Raw genomic sequence first — 16,995 nt, 5'->3', positions numbered from 1 at the left:
AATTAAACCCTCTGACATACTCTAAGCTTAGCGCTTTTTGATCTAGAATTCTCACTTAATTCTTTCTTACCTGCAACAATTGGTTTGTTGGTGATAATCTTTACTTTCCTAACAGTATCACAAACACATACTGGAAGTCCTGGCGGACAAGTACAGTCCTTTTCCAGGTCCTTGAACTTGTTTTTTACTATCCTATCTTCTAGTGAGTGAAATGTTATGATACAAAGTCTACCACCAACATTTAGATGATCAACCACGTCTTCTATAGTATTTTCCAATACTTCTAGTTCCCTATTAACTTCAATACGTAGGGCTTGAAAAACCCTTTTTTCTGGATGAGCTTCCTTGCTTCTTACTGATTTGTTAACTATATCTCTTAATTTGAAAGTCGTATCTATTCGCTGTTTATTTCTATAATCGACAATATTTCTAGCTATAGTTTTAGAAAATCTTTCCTCGCCATATTTGGAGAAAATCTCAGTAAGTTCTTCTTTGGAATACTCATTTACAATTGTCTCTGCTGTTAACTCATTTTCGACATCCATTCTCATATCAAGTGGGCCATCGTGCATATAAGAAAATCCACGGCTAGCATTGTCAATTTGATATGAGCTGACACCAATATCCATCAAAGCACCATCTATTTTTGAAATATTCAAATCTTTCAAAGTTGATTCAAAATTTTCAAAATTGGTATTGACGTAAATTACGTTTGAAAAATCCTTAAGATTTTCCTTAGCAGCCATTATAGCTTCCCTATCTTGGTCAAAGGCTATTAGCCTACCCTTATCAGATAATTTTTCCAAGATTTTCTTGCTATGGCCACCCTTGCCAAGGGTAAGGTCAGCATAAATTCCATCGGGCTTTATATTCAAATTTTCTATTGTTTCTTCTGCCAAAACAGAAATATGTTCAAATTCCATAATTATTCATCCATAATATCGGATAAATTCACCTCGACTTCATTTATATAAGCTTGCCATGTGTCCACATCCCACAGTTCAATAGTTGTGTTGTTGCCGATAATCATAGCCTCGCTTTCGATATTTGCATAATCTCTTAAATTCTTATTTAGCAAAACCCTGCCTTGTTTGTCTAAGCTGGTCTTGATTGTGGATGAGAAAAATAGTCTCTTTATGGCCCTATTTTTTTTGTTTTCATTTATGAGATTATCAAGCCTTACGCTTTGCTTATCAAATTCATCCTTGGTATAAATCACCAAAGAATTCTCTGGTCCCTTTGTGATAAAAAATTCTTCAGTCAAATCATCACGAAATTCACTAGGAATCATTATTCTATTTTTTGAGTCTAGCTTGTGAGTAAATTCACCTAAAAACATTTCTTACCACCATAAACCACTTTAATCCACTTTGTATTTATTTTATACCATATTACATAATAAAGCAAACAAAAAAATTCGACCAAAATGATCGATTTCTTAATATTTTATATTTATTTGCCTATTTTCATAAAATTATTTGAAATTTATGATGTTTTGCTTCTTTTCCACTTGTTTTTTGGTCTTAAAATAAGGTGGGAGATTTTTCTTATTTGATATGAAAAATAAAACTCCTCCCAACAATATAAATACTAGGGAAATGATTTGAGCTGTTCTTAGCGGTCCCCAGTATAGGGAGTCTGTCCTTAGTCCTTCAACAAAAAATCTCAATATACCATAGCCTATCAAATATGAGGCTGAAATTTTACCCTTGTCTGGATTGTTTTTGCGCCAATTTATTAATATCAAAAATATTATTATATCTCCAAGAGATTCGTAGAGGAAAGTGGGATGAACTTTTACTCCATCAATTATTATTCCCCAAGGCAAATCTGTTGGTCCACCGTGAGCTTCTTGGTTTACAAAGTTTCCCCATCTACCTATTCCTTGAGCTAGGGCAAGGGATGGTGTCATAACATCAGTCATATCTAGGAAAGGTACTTCTTTGTGTTTGGAATATAGGTAAAGGGCAAGGGTGCCAAATATTATTCCCCCGTGAATAGCAAGTCCCCCACCTCTGATGTTTAGGATTTGTCCAGGATTTTGGGAATAGTAATCCCACATGAAGATTACATACCAAAGTCTCGCACCAATTATCCCACTTGGCAAAACAACAAAAAGGATATCGTAGATAAAGTCTTCTTCAAAATCTCTTCTTACAAATTCTTTTTTGGCAAATTGTGTACCAAGTATGACCCCAAATACTATGATTAAAGCATACCAATATATTTTTATACCAAAAATCGAAAAAGCTACGGGGTCTATATTAAAAGTCATTATTCTTCCTCGTCTGGTTCTTGCCAGTTGGTGTATACTTCTTGGACGTCATCGTTATCTTCTAGGCTATCAATTAATTTTTCTAGAGCCTTGTGGTGGCTTTCGTCAACTTCAATATAGTTTTGAGCAAGATATGTTATCTCAGCTCTTTTGCTCTCATAGCCAGATCCTTCTAGACTTTCTTTAGCATCATTAAAAGCTTCGACACTTGTGATAGCTTCAAAAAATTCGCCTTCTTCGCTTACATCATCTGCTCCAGCTTCTAGGGCATCCATCATAAAGTTATCGAAGTCCTTGTCTTTGCCATCAACAAGTATTATTCCCTTTTGATCAAACATAAACATAACTGATCCATCTGTTCCCAAATTACCACCATTTTTGTCAAAGGCATGGCGAACATCTGGGGCAGTTCTTTGAACATTATCTGTAAGACAATCTACTATGATAGCTACTCCTCCTGGACCATAACCTTCATAGATTATCCTTTGGTAATTATCTCCTGCTCCCTCACCTGTAGCTTTTTTGATGGCACGGTCGATGTTATCATTTGGCATATTATCTGCCTTTGCCTTATCAATTGCTGCCTTTAAAGCTGGGTTATAATCTGGATTATCTCCTCCTTGACGAGCTGCTACAGTGATATTCCTAGCGTGTTTGGTAAAAATCTTGCCTCTCTTGGCATCTTCACTTCCTTTTTTGTTTTTAATCTTGCTCCACTTATTATGTCCTGACATATATCCTCCTACTTAGTAAAAAGCATTTTTACTTCTTCTTTTTTAATATTTATTTGTCCACTGGTCAAATTGGTCAAATCCTTTTCGATTTTTTCAAAAGTATCTAGACTTATATAAGCTCTTTGACTTACCTTGTCAGTAAAATCTTTGCCTATAATCTTTATCTTATTTTCATTTAGATAATTTTCAATTTGCCCAAGAACATTATACGAATGAATTAATTCTACTACATAAAAAGGTCTTTTGTAAACAATATTTCCATCGATTACATCACTTACTCCCCTAGAATAAGCTCTAACAAGACCTCCCTTGCCCAAAAGCTTGCCACCAAAATACCTTGTAACGACAACAGCCACATTTGTAAGTTGGTTCTTTTCTAGGACACTTAACATGGGTAGACCAGCTGTACCGGTTGGCTCTCCGTTGTCATCATATCTTTTTATAAGAGGTATCTCATTTATTATATATGCCGTACAATTGTGAGTGGCATCTTTGTATTTTTGTGAGATGTTCTCTATAAAATCTTTGGCCTCATCTTCACTTTCTACATAGGAAATATTTGTAATAAAAACTGATTTTTCTTCTTCAAATTGGCTCTGATTTTGGCCTTTTACGGTCTTATATTCATTTGATGAGATATCGGTCATATTTATTCAAATCCTCTTTTGATATATCAAATTCTATATTAGTGCCATCTGGATCGTATTCGGTGTTTTCTATATCGTAATTTGTCATCATATAGTCCAAAACTTCCCCATGGGCAAAGGGGATGTGCATATTTACTCTTTGATAATCGCTTTTTATTATTGATACGATTTTTTCCTTAAGTCTTATTATATCATCGTCATCCCTTGCTGATATATAAATCCTATCCCTATCCCTTTTGAAAAGCTCAACCTTAAGCTTATCTTCAACCTTGTCCATTTTATTAAAGACATAAAGTATTTCCTTATCTCCTACTTCTATGTCTTCTAGGGCTTTTTCAATAGCGTGGATTTGATGTTCTATGTTGTGGCTTGCATCTATTACAATCAAGAGCATATCTGCAAATTTTATTTCATCTAAGGTTGTCAAGAATGAATCGTTAAGTTCTTCTGACAAATTGTCTATAAAACCAACTGTATCTGTAAGGGTAACCTTGGTATTGGCAAAGTCTAGCCTCCTAGTTGATGTATCAAGAGTTGCAAATAGCAAGTCATCAGAATACACATACTTATCCTTGCCAAATAATTTCATCATTTGATTTAAGATAGTTGACTTACCTGCATTGGTGTAGCCCAAAAGAGAAATATTGTGGATATTTGTCCTGGCTTTCCTATTTATTTTCTTAGTCTTTTCTACATACTTAAGCTGGCTTTCTAAGGATTTGATATCTCTAACAACTGCACGCCTATCGGTCTCAAGCATGGTTTCACCAGGACCTCTGGTACCTATACCACCAGCCTGCCTAGACAGATATGAAAACCACTTGTTAAGTCTTGGCAGCTGATATTTAAGCTGGGCTAGTTTGATTTTTAGCCTACTTTCCTTGGTATTAGCACGCAAGGCAAAGATATCTAGTATCAAACTTGTCCAATCTACTACGTGAAGTTTTAGTTCTTCTTCTAGGTTATATAGTTGGCTAGCTGATAGTTCCACATCAAATATTACTGTGTCTATCGATAGCTTTTCTGCCAAATCTTTAATCTCACTAACCTTGCCTTTACCAATATAGTATCTAGGATTAACCTTATCTACTACTTGGCTGACATAGGCCTGGGACTTACCCCCAGCCGTGTTAATTAATGATTCCAATTCGTATATTTTATTGTCTAAATCATCATCTCTATTTAAAACATTAACTTGAATTACTTCCTGCATAAAGATCCTTTCCATTTGATTATACGATTTGAAGAAAATTTATAAAGAAAATGGCTTATAGATTATTTTCTAAAAAAATGATAAAATAAGAATAATATTGAAATAAATAAATGAAAAAATAAAAAATTTAGGAGGCTTAATGTTTAAGAAAATTGCCTCTATAGTGTTAAAACTCATATTAATAGTCCTACTATTTGTTGGATCTATAGGAATTGTCTTAGCCGGCCTTGCTGGTGGTGCAATTCTTGAGGTTATGAAAACTGCTCCAGAGATAGATCCTAACATTATCAAATATGAGATGAGTCAAAACTCCACTATAGTTGATGAAGATGGTAATGAAGTAGATTCAATAGCTACTAGCGAATACAGAGAAATAGTTGACAATAAACAAATCCCTGATGATTTGAAGCATGCTTTTATAGCTGTTGAAGACGAGAGATTTGAAAGTCACCCAGGATTAGATTTTAAGTCCATATTAGGATCAGCCATAGATAACTTCAAGGCTGGCGGTATCGTCCGTGGTGGTTCAACTATAACCCAACAATTGGCACGTAATACTTACCTTACAAATGACCAAACTTATGAAAGAAAAATCAAAGAAATTTTCCTAGCCCTAGAGATTGAAGATGCCTTGGATAAGGACGAAATACTAAGCGCTTACCTAAACCGTGTATTTATGGGCCAAAACTCATACGGTGTCCAAGCAGCTGCAAGAACCTACTTTAATAAGGATGTTTCCGAGCTAAACCTTGCTCAATGTGCCGCTCTTGCAGGTATTGTCCAATCTCCATCAGAAAATTCACTTTATAAGGCTATCAAAACTAGCGAAGTGACTGACCAAAAAGTTTTGGGCGAGTTTACTATTGAAGGTGAAAAATATTCTGCAATTTATAACCCGGAACCATACAAGAGACAAAAATATGCCCTAGAGAAAATGCTTGAACTTGGCTATATTTCAAACAAAGAGTACAAAGAAGCTGTTGACTTTGATGTGGCCGCATCAATTGTTCCAGCCGAAAGATCTAATACAGAAATCGCAAACTACTTTAACTCTCTTCTTGAAAGACAAGTTGTCAAAAAACTTCAAGAACTTTACGACATGAGCGAAAACCAAGCTTGGGATAGGCTATATTACGGCGGACTTAGGATAACAACAACTATTGATGAAGATATGCAAAAAGAACTTGAAGCAATCTATGCTGACTTTTCATCATATATTATGGGCGACACATCAGGCTACCAACAAGCCCCACTCTTGGATTTAAATTATGACCAATATGGCAATATTTTAAATAAAGAAGGTAATTTACTTTATTATGCTCAATCAAATATATTAAATGACGATAATGATCTAAGATTAAGACCTGACGAAGCTTGGTTTGATGATCATGGCAACCTAGTTCTAAAGACCTACAAGGCATATCTTGACCAAACCAACTTGATATTTAGGAATTTCTACACACTTGATGAGAATAATAAGAATCTTAGAACCCACAGAACGGGCCACATTGCCTTTGGATCAAATGAAGAAATCAGCCTAGATGAAGAACAAAATATAATTATTTCTAAAGATTATCTAGATAAAAACGAAAATTTGTTGACAGCCTATGATGATGGATCTTTCTCACTATCAAAAGACTATTATGATATTGACCTAGAAGGGGTAATCCAACCTCAATCATCAACTGTAGTAATAGACCAACAAAATGGTCACATAAAAGCCATAATGGGTGGCCGTGACCAAACCGGTATTAGATTACTCGATAGGGCATCTGTAATTCCTAGACAACCAGGTTCCTCTATCAAACCAATTGCAACTTATACTCCTGCCTTGGACAATGGATATAACCTTGCTACAGGTATGGACGATGTACCTGTTATAAAAACAGAAGATGACAAACCTTGGCCAAAGAATGTTTACGAATATTATATGGGAGTTGTTCCTATCAGAAAGGCCATAGAATATTCTAGCAATACAATTGCTGTAAGAACCTTAAAAGAAATAGGTATTCCTACCAGCTTAGAGTATCTTAAAAACTTCGGAATCATCAAAGAAGATGGTGATGATAACTTTGTTACAAAAGAAGACAATGCTCAGACTAATGACGAAAACCTTGCTGCCATGGGTCTTGGGGCAATGACTAGAGGTCTTACAACTCTAGATATGACTGCAGCCTATGCAGCCCTTGCAAATAAGGGAACCTATAATGAACCATTGACCTTCTCAAAAATAGAAGATTCTACTGGCAAGGTATTATTTGATGATAAAAATGTGACTACTCATGAAGTTACAACAGAAGATACTGCGTATCAAATAACATCTGCCCTTCAATCAACAGGTAAATATTACAACAATATTTATATAGACGATATGGATTTTGCAACCAAGACAGGTACAACTGACAACCAAGTTGACTTCTGGTGCATGGGCTATACCCCATATTACACAGTTGGCATATGGATGGGAGCAGATGACCAAAACTTACACCTAAACGGTACATCAATCCAAAGAGCTGCCTTGATGTGGAATGTAATAAACAACCACATACTAGAAGGTTACGAAATTAAACAATTCGAAAGACCTGATAGCATTGTAGAAATGCAAGTAGACACTATGAGTGGTAAACTACCTTCTGAGATTTCTGCTTGGGACCCACGTGGTACTGTGATTACAGAAATATTTGGTCCAAAGAATACTCCAACAGAAGAAGATGATATTCACGTAATGGTTACAGTAGACTCAAGAAATAATCTCCTAGCCTCTGATGTAACACCAAGCTGGGCTGTAGAAAATAGAGCCTTTATCAAACCAAAGAGCAACTACGATCCTAATGAATTTGGTGGAATCTTACCAAGAGACTGGAATTACAGACCACCAACAGAATATTCAACCCTTATCTATGTCCCACCTGAAGAAGACGAAGATGATGAGGACGATGAAGATAAGGATGAAAAGGACAAAGATAAAGACGAAAACGGTGATAATCCAGATGCTGGCACAGGTACAAATAACAACCAACAAAATCCTGGATCCGGTACAGGAACTGACGGCAACCGTAGATTTTAGAAGAAAAGCTTAAGCAAGTTTATACTTGTTTGAGCTTTTTTCTTTGCAATAAATCTGCACAAAAAAATCAGAGCCAATAAGCCCTGATTTTTCAAATCTCTAAATATTAGAATCTTTTCTTAGTATTGGTTTTTTTATTCTTATTAGTAATTAGATTAATGATCCATAGTAAGATTACAGCACCAATTACAGCCCATAGTACTTGGGTAAATGTGCTTGGAGCAGATCCCTTTAGGAAGAATGCATCATAAATCCATCCACCTATAACAGAACCGATAATACCAACTATGATGTTAGCAACGCCTCCCATTTGAGCATCTTTGCCCATAATCATACTAGCAATCCATCCAGCTAATGCGCCTAGGACTAGGGTCATAATAATTCCTGTTTGATTAAACATATTTACTCCTTTCAAATTTGTATAAAATTACCTAATAAATTAAGTATTATCACATTATATTTATATCCCAAAAACACATTTTGAAACAAATATTTTTAGCTTATTCAATTTTTATAAATCTCACAAATATTACAATAATATATAAAGACTATGAAAACTTTATCTTATCCTTATGGTATAATAATTTGTGAGGTATATACTATGAATGAAATAACAATTTTAATAATAGAAGATGAGAAAAAAATCTCTACAATAATGAAATCATATTTTGAAAAAGAAGGATACAAAGTTCTCCAAGCCTTTGATGGCATGGAAGGTCTAAAAGTTTTTGAAGAAAATAACATAGATCTAGTAATCCTAGATTTGATGTTGCCAAAACTTCCTGGAGAAGAAGTAATCAAGGAGATTAGGAACAAATCTGAAATCCCAGTTATCATGGTATCTGCAAAGGTTGAAGAAAACAACCGTGTTGACGGACTAAGACTTGGTGCAGATGACTATGTGACAAAACCATTCTCACCAAAGGAATTGGTAGAAAGAGTAAAGGCTGTCCTAAGAAGGATAGAAAAATATAACATCCCAAGAGCCGACATTATCAAAACCAATGACGGTAGACTTGAAATGGACCTTGAATACAACCGTATTTTTAAAGATGGCAAGGAAATTTTACTTACAAAAAATGAGTTTCAAATCCTAAAAACCCTATTTTCAAATCCAAACAAGATCTATTCTAGGGATGAAATCATTGAGCTAACTTTTGGCTATGACTACGAGGCTTACGACAGGGCCATCGATACACATATCAAAAATATTAGGGCAAAGATAGAAGATAATCCAAAAAAACCAAACTATATAAAGACTATTTATGGTATGGGTTATAAATCGGGCGGAGTTGATGACTACATTAAAGAGTAAAATCATCAGGAACTTTATAGCAGGTATCCTAGCCTGCGTCCTTGTGTTTTCCATACTAGTTACCTTATTTGTCACTTTTAACTACAGAGAATTATTAAGTGACATCCCAGATTATAGGCCCAATGAAGTTAGTTTTTACTTTAAGAACTATATCAAAGATCCCAATATTACTATAGACCAAATGTGGGAAAACCTGGATGACCTTGCCAAAGATTTGGAAGTTGATATCAAGTATGAGGATAGCAACGGGAATACTTCCTATGAAGTTAATGGAAGAGATAAAAACAACACCTATCCCCTCTTGCACAAAAATATAAACTTAGTCAATTTGGATAGAAAGCAAAGGTCGGGAACTCTTACCGTAACCTACAATGCTAACCCCGAGCCCATACACCAACTTCAAAAGAACTTCTCTTCGGCTATTGTATACTCCCTACTAATATCACTTGTGATTGGCATTATAATAAGTCTCATATTATCGGATAATATATCTGAACCAATAATGACAATAAGCGATGATGCAGTAAAGATTAAAAATGGCGATTATAATATAATTAATCAAAATACAGATATAGTAGAACTAGAAAACTTGCAAGATAATATAACTTACCTATCAAAAAACTTAAAGAACCAAGAAGAAATCAGAAAACAATATGCCCAGGACATTTCCCACGAGCTTAGAACCCCTCTTACCAACTTGCAGCTTTATATAGAAGCAATCAGAGATGGAGTTGTCGAGGCTGATGAAACAACCATGGACATATTACTTGAAGATGTAACAAGGCTTGAAGGTCTAGTTATAGGGCTTAAGAAGACTTTTGATGAAAATGTAAAGTATTTTGAGGTTAAAGATGAAGAGTTTGACTTATCCCTACTTATTAACCGCATCATTTATACATTTATGCCAAATGCAAATAATAACCGAATCAATATTAATTCTCATATTGAAGATCAAATCGTAATTACATCTGATAAGGATAAGTTTACCCAAGTTATACAAAACCTTATATCAAATGCCATAAAGGCTATCGGCCAAGATGGTAATATTGATGTTTTCCTATCTGGCGACCCTAGTTTATTTGAAATCAAGGTAATTGATGATGGTGTAGGTATTGCAGAAGATAAGATTGATAGGATTTTTGAGAGGTTTTATCGTATAGAAGATGCTAGAAACACAAATGAAAATGGCCACGGCTTAGGTCTATCTATAACTAAAAATTTTGTGGAAGCTTTAGGGGGAAAAATCGAAGTTGAATCTGTTCTAAATCAAGGAACGACCTTTATTTTAACTTTTAAAAATTAAGCAGGAAATTATGTCAAGAGATACAAAGAGAAAATCAAGGCAAAATAAAGACCTTGATAAGAAAATATCCAAAAAAAATACAGAAAATATGAGTCCAGCAAGGAGAAAAAGAGTCGAAAAAAAGAGAAAACAAAGGCGAAGAAAATTCCTCATACGTAGGATCTTCTTATTATTAATACTTGTTACAATCCTATTTTTTGCAACAAAGACAATAGTAAATAGTCTCTACTCCTACAAAAAAATGGGCTATCCAGCATTTCGTGATGAGGTTTTGGATAGTATAGGAAGCGAAGTTTTTGTAAGTCCATCCGAAAATAGGTCTCTGTCAGCTGCAGAAAAGATTACAGATTTTGACGACTTATATGATGTGATTTCAAAAAATTATGCCGTTGATAAACTAAATACCAAAGATTTTCTAGAGTTTTCTAACCAATACCAGAATTTCAGAAAAAAAATAGCTGCTTCTAAGACTGACCAAGACTATTACTCTATACTAAAACAGTACTTGGATGTCTTGGATGACACTAGGACCTTTGTAATTGATAAACAAACTTATGATAGTTTATTTGATTATTACAGGAACAAAGGCAAGTCTCCACAAAAAACAGTCTTAGAAAATCCACAAGCTGTAGATAGGTACAAGAGACTCTTGGAAAACGCAAATATTGATAAGCCTTCTATGCAAATAACCAAAGCTGAGAATAATGTTGCTACCATTACCTTAAAAGACTTTAGAGCAAATGAAGTTGATGGAGATATTAAAAAAATAACTGACTTCTTTAGAGATAATGGACCTATTGGAACTATTATCTTGGATTTGTCAGACAACAATTCTATTGATGATACCTACTGGATAGAATTATCAAAGATCCTTATGGCAAATGACCACCATGAGGATAATATGGTATTTTATAGGTCTAAACTTTTCCAGGATAGTCTTGCAAATTTCAAGGAAGATGAAAATAGCCCCTACAAAACAGCCTATGTAAAAAACGATTCATCAAAATATCCAGATGAAATTGACCTTATAGATCCTAACCAATACCTATATTATGATCAGCTAAGCCTTGATATTAAAAGAAATATAGAATATGCGGTGAGGAAAATATATGTTTTGACCAATGAAAATACTGCTAATGAAGCTATCAAATTTGCTAGAGTATTGCAAACAAATGGTGCTTATATTGTAAAAAACGCCCTAGAATCTGCTAGAACTCATAAGGATGTCATCTACAATGCCCCTAGCAATTTGTATATATTGGAACACTCAGGTCTTATTGTTTCAATAAACTCATCCTTTAGCAAGAACGAAGAAAATTTATATTTAGAATATGATCAAAAAATCAATTCCAAAGAGCCAATTAATTCAATGCTCAATATACTAAGATAAGCTCCCCATTTTTTTAGGAGCTTATTTTTTATAGATTATTGTAGATTTCTCTAACCTCTTTTATCTTACCACAAGTCATTTTACCTTCTGGACAAGGACCATTTACGCAGGATGGACCAGCATTTTTAAATAAAGTAGGATATATTTCTTTACATATTTTTACCATCTCTAAGGCCATCTCTCTTATCTCCCATTGAGCCCTGTTGCAACATCTCAGAGAAAAGAAATGAAGCAAGTTTCTAGCATTCATAGTAAAAACTATTTTTGTTTCACAAGCATTTGGAAATACATATCTAGCATCTTCTATTGATTTTTTCTCTGCCTTTGACTTAGCTTCCTTTTCATTAAGCCCATCTGATATATTCTCCTCATAATATTTATCAAATAGTGATTCTGATATCTTTAGGTAAGCTTCTTTGGAATTTTCCATGGCCTTTTCATATATTTCTAGGGCCTTACTGTCCTCTTTTATAGCGGGTGGAATTATGTATTCAAAATTTTCTAGCTTTACATATCTCTGTGATTGTTGGGAGTATGATGCAAGCCTATGCCTAACTAATTGGTGGGTAAGTGTTCTTGAAACTCCTTCAACAGCAAATGTAAAGCTAACGTGCTCAATTGGTGACATGTGTCCCATATCCATTAGCATTGTTATGTATTTTTCTATAGCTTTATCATCTAATTTTTCTTTTATTTCATCTACTCCAACTTTGGAATAGCAAAGTTTTCCAGCTTGGGCTATGGTTTCTTCTGCATTTTTGGTGTAATTTATCAATTCAACTCTCATTCTATCCTCCTTCAATTATATTAACACAAAAAAAAGAGAAAGGCTAAGCCTTTCCCCTTAAAAAAATTATTATCTAATTGTTTCTTTTCTTACAAGCTCTTTTGCTTTTTGTTCACCCATTTGGCCACCCCATGCTGATAGTGCAAGAGCTGCAATTAGGCCAAGGAATGTGATTACTGAACCAGCTGATGCTTTCTTAGATGCTTCATCTGCACCTTCTTTTGCATTTTCAACTGTTTCGTCTACTTTGTTTTCAGCTTCTGTTGCATAGTTGTCAATTTGTGTTGACGCATCGTTTAGGGCTGTTTGAGCTTGCTTGTTAGCTTCAACTAAGCCATTGTAAATATTATCAGTTACTTCTTCTGCTTCTTCTTGTGTTAGATCAGAGTTTTGTGCCACTGCATTTGCAATTGCATCTCTATCAGCAGAATCAGCTATTGTATTAGCCTTATCTTGAAGTGATTTTGTTAAATCAGAAATGATATTTTTTGCATTTTCTGGGTTTAGTGCAATATCTTTAACTGCTTGACCAATCTCATCTTTTGATTCTTCAAGTTGATTGTTTAGATATTCTGGTTGTAATTCTTCAATATCTGTATCGCTTAGATATTTTTCAACATTTTCTTGTAGTTCTTTTGTGTCTACTTCACCAATTGCATCTCCAGCTTTTTCTACACCAGCACTTACTGCATCGCCTGTAGCTGAAATTGTTGATCCTGCTACATTTCCAGCAACGTTAGCTGCTGTGTTTGCTGCAGTACCTGCTACATTTGCTGCTGCTCCGAGTACTTGACCAATAGCATTTATAACAAATGTTAGTAATAGTAGTAGTGTAACTGCCCAAGTAATAGCACCGTGCAATTTACCTGTTGATCTTGCTGAATAACCTGCAACAAATCCACCTGCTAAAAATGATAGGATTAGAGTGATAGCAGTCCAAATACCTGTTCCAACTCCAACACCTGATAGTGGATCACTAGTTGTTGGTGAGAATAGGCCAAATCCTAAGGCAGCTGTAAGTAAGCTTAGTGTTGCAAAGCAAGCAGCTGCTGTTACTGCTCCAGCTAGTATTGATGCCCAAGAAAGGTTGTTGCCAGCTGGTATAGCACTTGTTGCTTGTTCATATACAGGAACACCTGGTCTTTGCTTTCTTTCTCTCTCACTTCTGCGTGGAGCTCTATTAGTATTCCTGCTAGATCTTTCAACATTTTTCTCTGTTTCAAAAATTTCTTTTTTTGAATCATTATTATTTTTTTCAGTCATGATTCCTCCTTTTATAATAACAATAAAATATAATTTTGTTACTAATTATATTCTACCCATTCACTAGGTTTTTAAACTTTTTTTGAGGAAATAATAATATTATTAAAATTATTGGCTGATATTAGCATTGATATCTTGGGCTCTTTCAATCTCGCTTACCATATCTCTACCTTTAATCATTTTCTTTATATTTTTGACATCTAGGATGATAACATCATGCTTTAAAAGCTCATCCTTGCTCTTATCATCAAGGTAAGATGAATGGATTATTAAAACAGGAGTTATTCCTTCTATGAGTCCTTCGTATTGCTTGACCAAATCATCAATAAATTCCTTATCCACAGTTTTTTCGTATTCATAATTTTTGATATCTATGGCATATTTCTTTTTATTTTTCCTGGCAAACAATTCAAAATCGTGGCTTCTTTGGTATTTATCTTGATAGTCTTCTATATGGTAGCCACAATTCTTAAAGGCTGTTTTTATAAGTTTTTGAGAGTTATAGTCAAATTGAATTTTCTTTAGTGCCCTTAGTAGGTCAGTTGGATTAATCTTAAAGAATCCACGATACTCTGTCTCCTTGTCATTTCTTTGTATGTCAAAGCCTAGCAAAGTATCGTCAATAATATTGAAATTCCCATGAGCAATAGCATTTCTTATATGTCTTAACAAGGCCATAGTCTTGGTCTCACCAGAAGATATGGTCATAATAATTTTATATTCTTTGGGGCATACTTCCTTTAGAAAGGGCTTTATGAATTTTTCTTCAATTGTTTCTGTAAATAAAACATCTTCATCTTCTAAATTCATAGCCTTCATTATCTCTAAGAAAATATAATTGTCGTATTGGGGATTTAATAAAAGTTCGTTCTTTTTTGATTGCTCTGACTTAATATTTGGCACATACCAAAGCAAATAGTATATTGCTTCTGTTAAATCCGGGCTTATTTCAATAGGGATTTCTCCATGGTCTATAGTATATGGGGTTTTCTTCTTGCAAGAATCAAATTCAAATTTATCTGTAAGTTCCATTATTTATCCTATCTATTATTTCCTTATCAACTATAGTAAGGTAAACGTCCATATCATTTTCTTTTAGAAAATTTTCAATTGTCTCTTTTGCTATTTCAAAAGCTTTGATTTTGGGAAAGCCATAAATTCCTGCAGAAATCAAGGGAAAGGCAAGCGATGATACATCATTTTCCCTAGCAAGTATTAAGGAATTTTTGTAAGATTTTTCCAATAGTCTTATAGATTCTTCGTCATTATTTGGATTATAAACTGGGCCAGCCGTGTGGATTATATACTTTGCTTTTAAATCAAATCCATCTGTGATAACAGCTTCTCCTGTTTTTATTGGCGCTAGCACATCACAAGCTTTAGTAAGCTTATCAGCTCCTGCAGCTAAAAAGATGGCTCTACAAACTCCAGCTCCCATTTTTAGTCCAGTATTTGCCGCGTTTACTATAGCCTCTACATCCATCCTTGTTATATCTTCATTAACTATCTTAAAACTCATCTATACCTCTAATAAAACTTTGTTATCCCACTTTATCTCTAGGTCTCCCGTAAAGTGTATATCTAAAAAACAATCATATGCTTTATTATCTTGATATTTTGTAGCTATGCCAAAAAAGTGAAGAAGTCCAAAGCCATAGGCTTCTTCAAGGATATCAAAGGCATATTCATTGAAGTCAGAAATATTAATATCAAAAATGTTTTTATCACCATAAACTCTTATTCTTATTGGGTAATCGCTGTTAGCTTCGATATTGATAAGGTCATTGATTATGATTAGAGGCTCATCCAACATATAAGTATCCGTTTGGCCTAACAAATACGCATTGTTAAGTTTTATATAGGCCGTATTATCCTCTATTTTTATATTTTCTATTCTCATATCATGCAAAGAAATCAGCTCTTGATATGGGTTTACAATCATCTTATATACTCCTCAATATCCTTGTAGAATTTGCTTACATAATAGTCAACAAATTCATACTTTGACCTATCAAAATAATAGTAATAGTAATCGCTGCCATTGGCAACCATGCCTGTTATATCGACATAGGACCATGTATCATCAAGCATTATTACATTCCACTGGTGTTCTCCAGAGTAGTCATCAGGTCTATTAGGAGCTTCTGTATTTCCTGTAACTGAATAGCAAGGAATTCCAACCTCTTGGCAGAGTCTTGTAAAGCTTTGGGCAAAACCAGAACATTGGCTTAATCCCTTCACCAAAGCTCCGTACATATTGTTTTCTATGATATTATCCTTATCTCCGTGGTATTGGTAGTCGTTGTTTTCGGCTAACCAGAGCGCAAAATAATATGCCTTATCATAGTCATTGTCGTAATTTTCGTTTGCATAGTCGACTAGAACCTTGATTTGACTTTCTACTGCCTTTTCTTCATCTGGATTTAGATAGGTTTTGGTGTTCTCCTCAATGACATATCTAGGTTTTAAAGAGAAAGTCCTTTCATCAAACCAATAATTATAGTAAATATAGGGTTCAATTTTACCCTTTGAATAAAATGGGCTTAGCAAAAATAGGTCTGTAGCAAAGTCCATCTTGTCATCAAAATCATTTTCAATCTTTACATTTGGATCCTTCAAAGCCTCTGTTAGGATTCTACTTACATGAAAAGTCTGATTTACATCATCATAATATTCAACCATCATTACGGCGTACTTGTCCTGAGTTCTTAGGTCCCTAAACCTATCTTCCAGCAAAAAACCCGGCTTTATTATTTCATAATCTAATGACTTTGCCTTAAATGGTGGTTCTTTAAGAATAGGACTTTTGGGCTTTTTATCATCCAAAGATACCTTGCTTTCATCAATCATCCTATCTTCGCTCAATGTATCAATAGGAGGAATCCCACCCTCCTTAGATTTACTGGTACATGAAGATAGTATTAAACAAATTAAAATATAAATAATTTTTTTCATATTATCCCTCGAAATCTCTGTATTAGTATTTTACCACATTTAAGAA

Annotated in this window: 17 protein-coding genes; 4 read left to right on the top strand and 13 right to left on the bottom strand. The window is 34.4% G+C overall.

The annotated features are described in order from the left end of the window. Positions 1-2: 2 nt before the first annotated feature. The 6 genes from rsmH to hflX form a co-directional block, all read right to left on the bottom strand. On the bottom strand, positions 3-923 hold the full coding sequence (rsmH, locus tag BN38_RS00800; protein WP_044565018.1) for a 16S rRNA (cytosine(1402)-N(4))-methyltransferase RsmH: 921 nt from the start codon (positions 921-923) through the stop codon (positions 3-5). 2 nt (positions 924-925) lie between these two features. Next, positions 926-1,339 carry a division/cell wall cluster transcriptional repressor MraZ gene (gene mraZ, locus BN38_RS00795; RefSeq protein WP_044565017.1) on the bottom strand — a complete coding sequence of 138 codons (414 nt, stop codon included), beginning with the start codon at positions 1,337-1,339 and terminating at the stop codon, positions 926-928. 135 nt (positions 1,340-1,474) lie between these two features. Beyond that, positions 1,475-2,275, bottom strand: coding sequence for a prolipoprotein diacylglyceryl transferase (gene lgt / locus BN38_RS00790; RefSeq protein ID WP_049944405.1), 801 nt, complete (start codon positions 2,273-2,275; stop codon positions 1,475-1,477). Further along, positions 2,275-3,009 (bottom strand): YebC/PmpR family DNA-binding transcriptional regulator, encoded by a 735-nt coding sequence (locus BN38_RS00785; protein WP_044565016.1) that lies wholly within the window; start codon positions 3,007-3,009, stop codon positions 2,275-2,277. The genes lgt and BN38_RS00785 overlap by 1 nt, the downstream gene beginning before the upstream one ends. An 8-nt stretch (positions 3,010-3,017) precedes the next feature. Continuing rightward, on the bottom strand, positions 3,018-3,656 hold the full coding sequence (locus tag BN38_RS00780) for a YigZ family protein (protein WP_044565015.1): 639 nt from the start codon (positions 3,654-3,656) through the stop codon (positions 3,018-3,020). Then, complete coding sequence (gene hflX / locus BN38_RS00775) at positions 3,634-4,869, bottom strand: GTPase HflX (protein WP_044565014.1); 1,236 nt, start codon at positions 4,867-4,869, stop codon at positions 3,634-3,636. Before hflX ends, BN38_RS00780 begins: the two co-directional genes overlap by 23 nt. 139 nt (positions 4,870-5,008) lie before the next feature. Between hflX and BN38_RS00770 the strand changes: the two genes are divergently transcribed. Beyond that, complete coding sequence (locus tag BN38_RS00770) at positions 5,009-7,936, top strand: transglycosylase domain-containing protein (protein WP_044565013.1); 2,928 nt, start codon at positions 5,009-5,011, stop codon at positions 7,934-7,936. 106 nt (positions 7,937-8,042) lie between these two features. On the opposite strand, the gene BN38_RS00765 is transcribed toward BN38_RS00770, so the two are convergent. After that, on the bottom strand, positions 8,043-8,336 hold the full coding sequence (locus BN38_RS00765; RefSeq protein ID WP_195890870.1) for a GlsB/YeaQ/YmgE family stress response membrane protein: 294 nt from the start codon (positions 8,334-8,336) through the stop codon (positions 8,043-8,045). 201 nt (positions 8,337-8,537) lie between these two features. Here BN38_RS00765 and BN38_RS00760 point away from each other — a divergent pair, with 201 nt between their 5' ends. The 3 genes from BN38_RS00760 to BN38_RS00750 are packed head-to-tail and all read left to right on the top strand — an operon-like array spanning position 8,538 to position 11,944. After that, positions 8,538-9,251 carry a response regulator transcription factor gene (locus BN38_RS00760; protein WP_044565012.1) on the top strand — a complete coding sequence of 238 codons (714 nt, stop codon included), beginning with the start codon at positions 8,538-8,540 and terminating at the stop codon, positions 9,249-9,251. Beyond that, entirely contained in the window at positions 9,232-10,554 is a 1,323-nt protein-coding gene (locus BN38_RS00755; protein ID WP_044565011.1) for a sensor histidine kinase, read from the top strand. Before BN38_RS00760 ends, BN38_RS00755 begins: the two co-directional genes overlap by 20 nt. Before the next feature lie 10 nt (positions 10,555-10,564). Further along, on the top strand, positions 10,565-11,944 hold the full coding sequence (locus tag BN38_RS00750; protein WP_044565010.1) for a S41 family peptidase: 1,380 nt from the start codon (positions 10,565-10,567) through the stop codon (positions 11,942-11,944). 28 nt (positions 11,945-11,972) lie between these two features. On the opposite strand, the gene thyX is transcribed toward BN38_RS00750, so the two are convergent. The 6 genes from thyX to BN38_RS00720 form a co-directional block, all read right to left on the bottom strand. Continuing rightward, the gene (gene thyX / locus BN38_RS00745) at positions 11,973-12,731 is read right to left on the bottom strand and encodes an FAD-dependent thymidylate synthase (RefSeq protein ID WP_044565009.1); all 759 of its coding nucleotides are present in this window, start codon (positions 12,729-12,731) and stop codon (positions 11,973-11,975) included. A 69-nt stretch (positions 12,732-12,800) separates the two neighbouring features. After that, positions 12,801-13,994 (bottom strand): YrzE family protein, encoded by a 1,194-nt coding sequence (locus BN38_RS00740; protein ID WP_230197693.1) that lies wholly within the window; start codon positions 13,992-13,994, stop codon positions 12,801-12,803. 108 nt (positions 13,995-14,102) lie between these two features. Continuing rightward, complete coding sequence (locus BN38_RS00735) at positions 14,103-15,026, bottom strand: hypothetical protein (protein WP_044565008.1); 924 nt, start codon at positions 15,024-15,026, stop codon at positions 14,103-14,105. Beyond that, entirely contained in the window at positions 15,010-15,513 is a 504-nt protein-coding gene (locus BN38_RS00730; protein WP_044565007.1) for a macro domain-containing protein, read from the bottom strand. Before BN38_RS00730 ends, BN38_RS00735 begins: the two co-directional genes overlap by 17 nt. Beyond that, positions 15,514-15,936 carry a hypothetical protein gene (locus BN38_RS00725; RefSeq protein ID WP_044565006.1) on the bottom strand — a complete coding sequence of 141 codons (423 nt, stop codon included), beginning with the start codon at positions 15,934-15,936 and terminating at the stop codon, positions 15,514-15,516. Continuing rightward, the gene (locus BN38_RS00720; RefSeq protein ID WP_084593717.1) at positions 15,933-16,949 is read right to left on the bottom strand and encodes a transglutaminase domain-containing protein; all 1,017 of its coding nucleotides are present in this window, start codon (positions 16,947-16,949) and stop codon (positions 15,933-15,935) included. The genes BN38_RS00725 and BN38_RS00720 overlap by 4 nt, the downstream gene beginning before the upstream one ends. Positions 16,950-16,995 lie beyond the last annotated feature (46 nt).

This window comes from Anaerococcus provencensis (assembly GCF_000312365.2).
In the GTDB taxonomy this organism is placed as follows: Bacteria; Bacillota; Clostridia; order Tissierellales; family Peptoniphilaceae; genus Anaerococcus; species Anaerococcus provencensis.
Note: the sequence above shows the minus strand (reverse complement) of the source record. Positions and strands in the feature narration are given on the sequence as shown.

Bases quoted from the DNA above. Each gene is read 5' to 3' on its own strand.
- BN38_RS00725 (WP_044565006.1), bottom strand. From the start codon at position 15,936: ATGATTGTAAACCCATATCAAGAGCTGATTTCTTTGCATGATATGAGA.
- BN38_RS00740 (WP_230197693.1), bottom strand. From the start codon at position 13,994: ATGACTGAAAAAAATAATAATGATTCAAAAAAAGAAATTTTTGAAACA.
- BN38_RS00765 (WP_195890870.1), bottom strand. From the start codon at position 8,336: ATGTTTAATCAAACAGGAATTATTATGACCCTAGTCCTAGGCGCATTA.
- BN38_RS00785 (WP_044565016.1), bottom strand. From the start codon at position 3,009: ATGTCAGGACATAATAAGTGGAGCAAGATTAAAAACAAAAAAGGAAGT.
- rsmH (WP_044565018.1), bottom strand. From the start codon at position 923: ATGGAATTTGAACATATTTCTGTTTTGGCAGAAGAAACAATAGAAAAT.
- BN38_RS00750 (WP_044565010.1), top strand. From the start codon at position 10,565: ATGTCAAGAGATACAAAGAGAAAATCAAGGCAAAATAAAGACCTTGAT.
- BN38_RS00755 (WP_044565011.1), top strand. From the start codon at position 9,232: ATGACTACATTAAAGAGTAAAATCATCAGGAACTTTATAGCAGGTATC.
- thyX (WP_044565009.1), bottom strand. From the start codon at position 12,731: ATGAGAGTTGAATTGATAAATTACACCAAAAATGCAGAAGAAACCATA.
- BN38_RS00770 (WP_044565013.1), top strand. From the start codon at position 5,009: ATGTTTAAGAAAATTGCCTCTATAGTGTTAAAACTCATATTAATAGTC.
- BN38_RS00720 (WP_084593717.1), bottom strand. From the start codon at position 16,949: ATGAAAAAAATTATTTATATTTTAATTTGTTTAATACTATCTTCATGT.
- hflX (WP_044565014.1), bottom strand. From the start codon at position 4,869: ATGCAGGAAGTAATTCAAGTTAATGTTTTAAATAGAGATGATGATTTA.
- lgt (WP_049944405.1), bottom strand. From the start codon at position 2,275: ATGACTTTTAATATAGACCCCGTAGCTTTTTCGATTTTTGGTATAAAA.
- BN38_RS00780 (WP_044565015.1), bottom strand. From the start codon at position 3,656: ATGACCGATATCTCATCAAATGAATATAAGACCGTAAAAGGCCAAAAT.
- BN38_RS00730 (WP_044565007.1), bottom strand. From the start codon at position 15,513: ATGAGTTTTAAGATAGTTAATGAAGATATAACAAGGATGGATGTAGAG.
- BN38_RS00760 (WP_044565012.1), top strand. From the start codon at position 8,538: ATGAATGAAATAACAATTTTAATAATAGAAGATGAGAAAAAAATCTCT.
- mraZ (WP_044565017.1), bottom strand. From the start codon at position 1,339: ATGTTTTTAGGTGAATTTACTCACAAGCTAGACTCAAAAAATAGAATA.
- BN38_RS00735 (WP_044565008.1), bottom strand. From the start codon at position 15,026: ATGGAACTTACAGATAAATTTGAATTTGATTCTTGCAAGAAGAAAACC.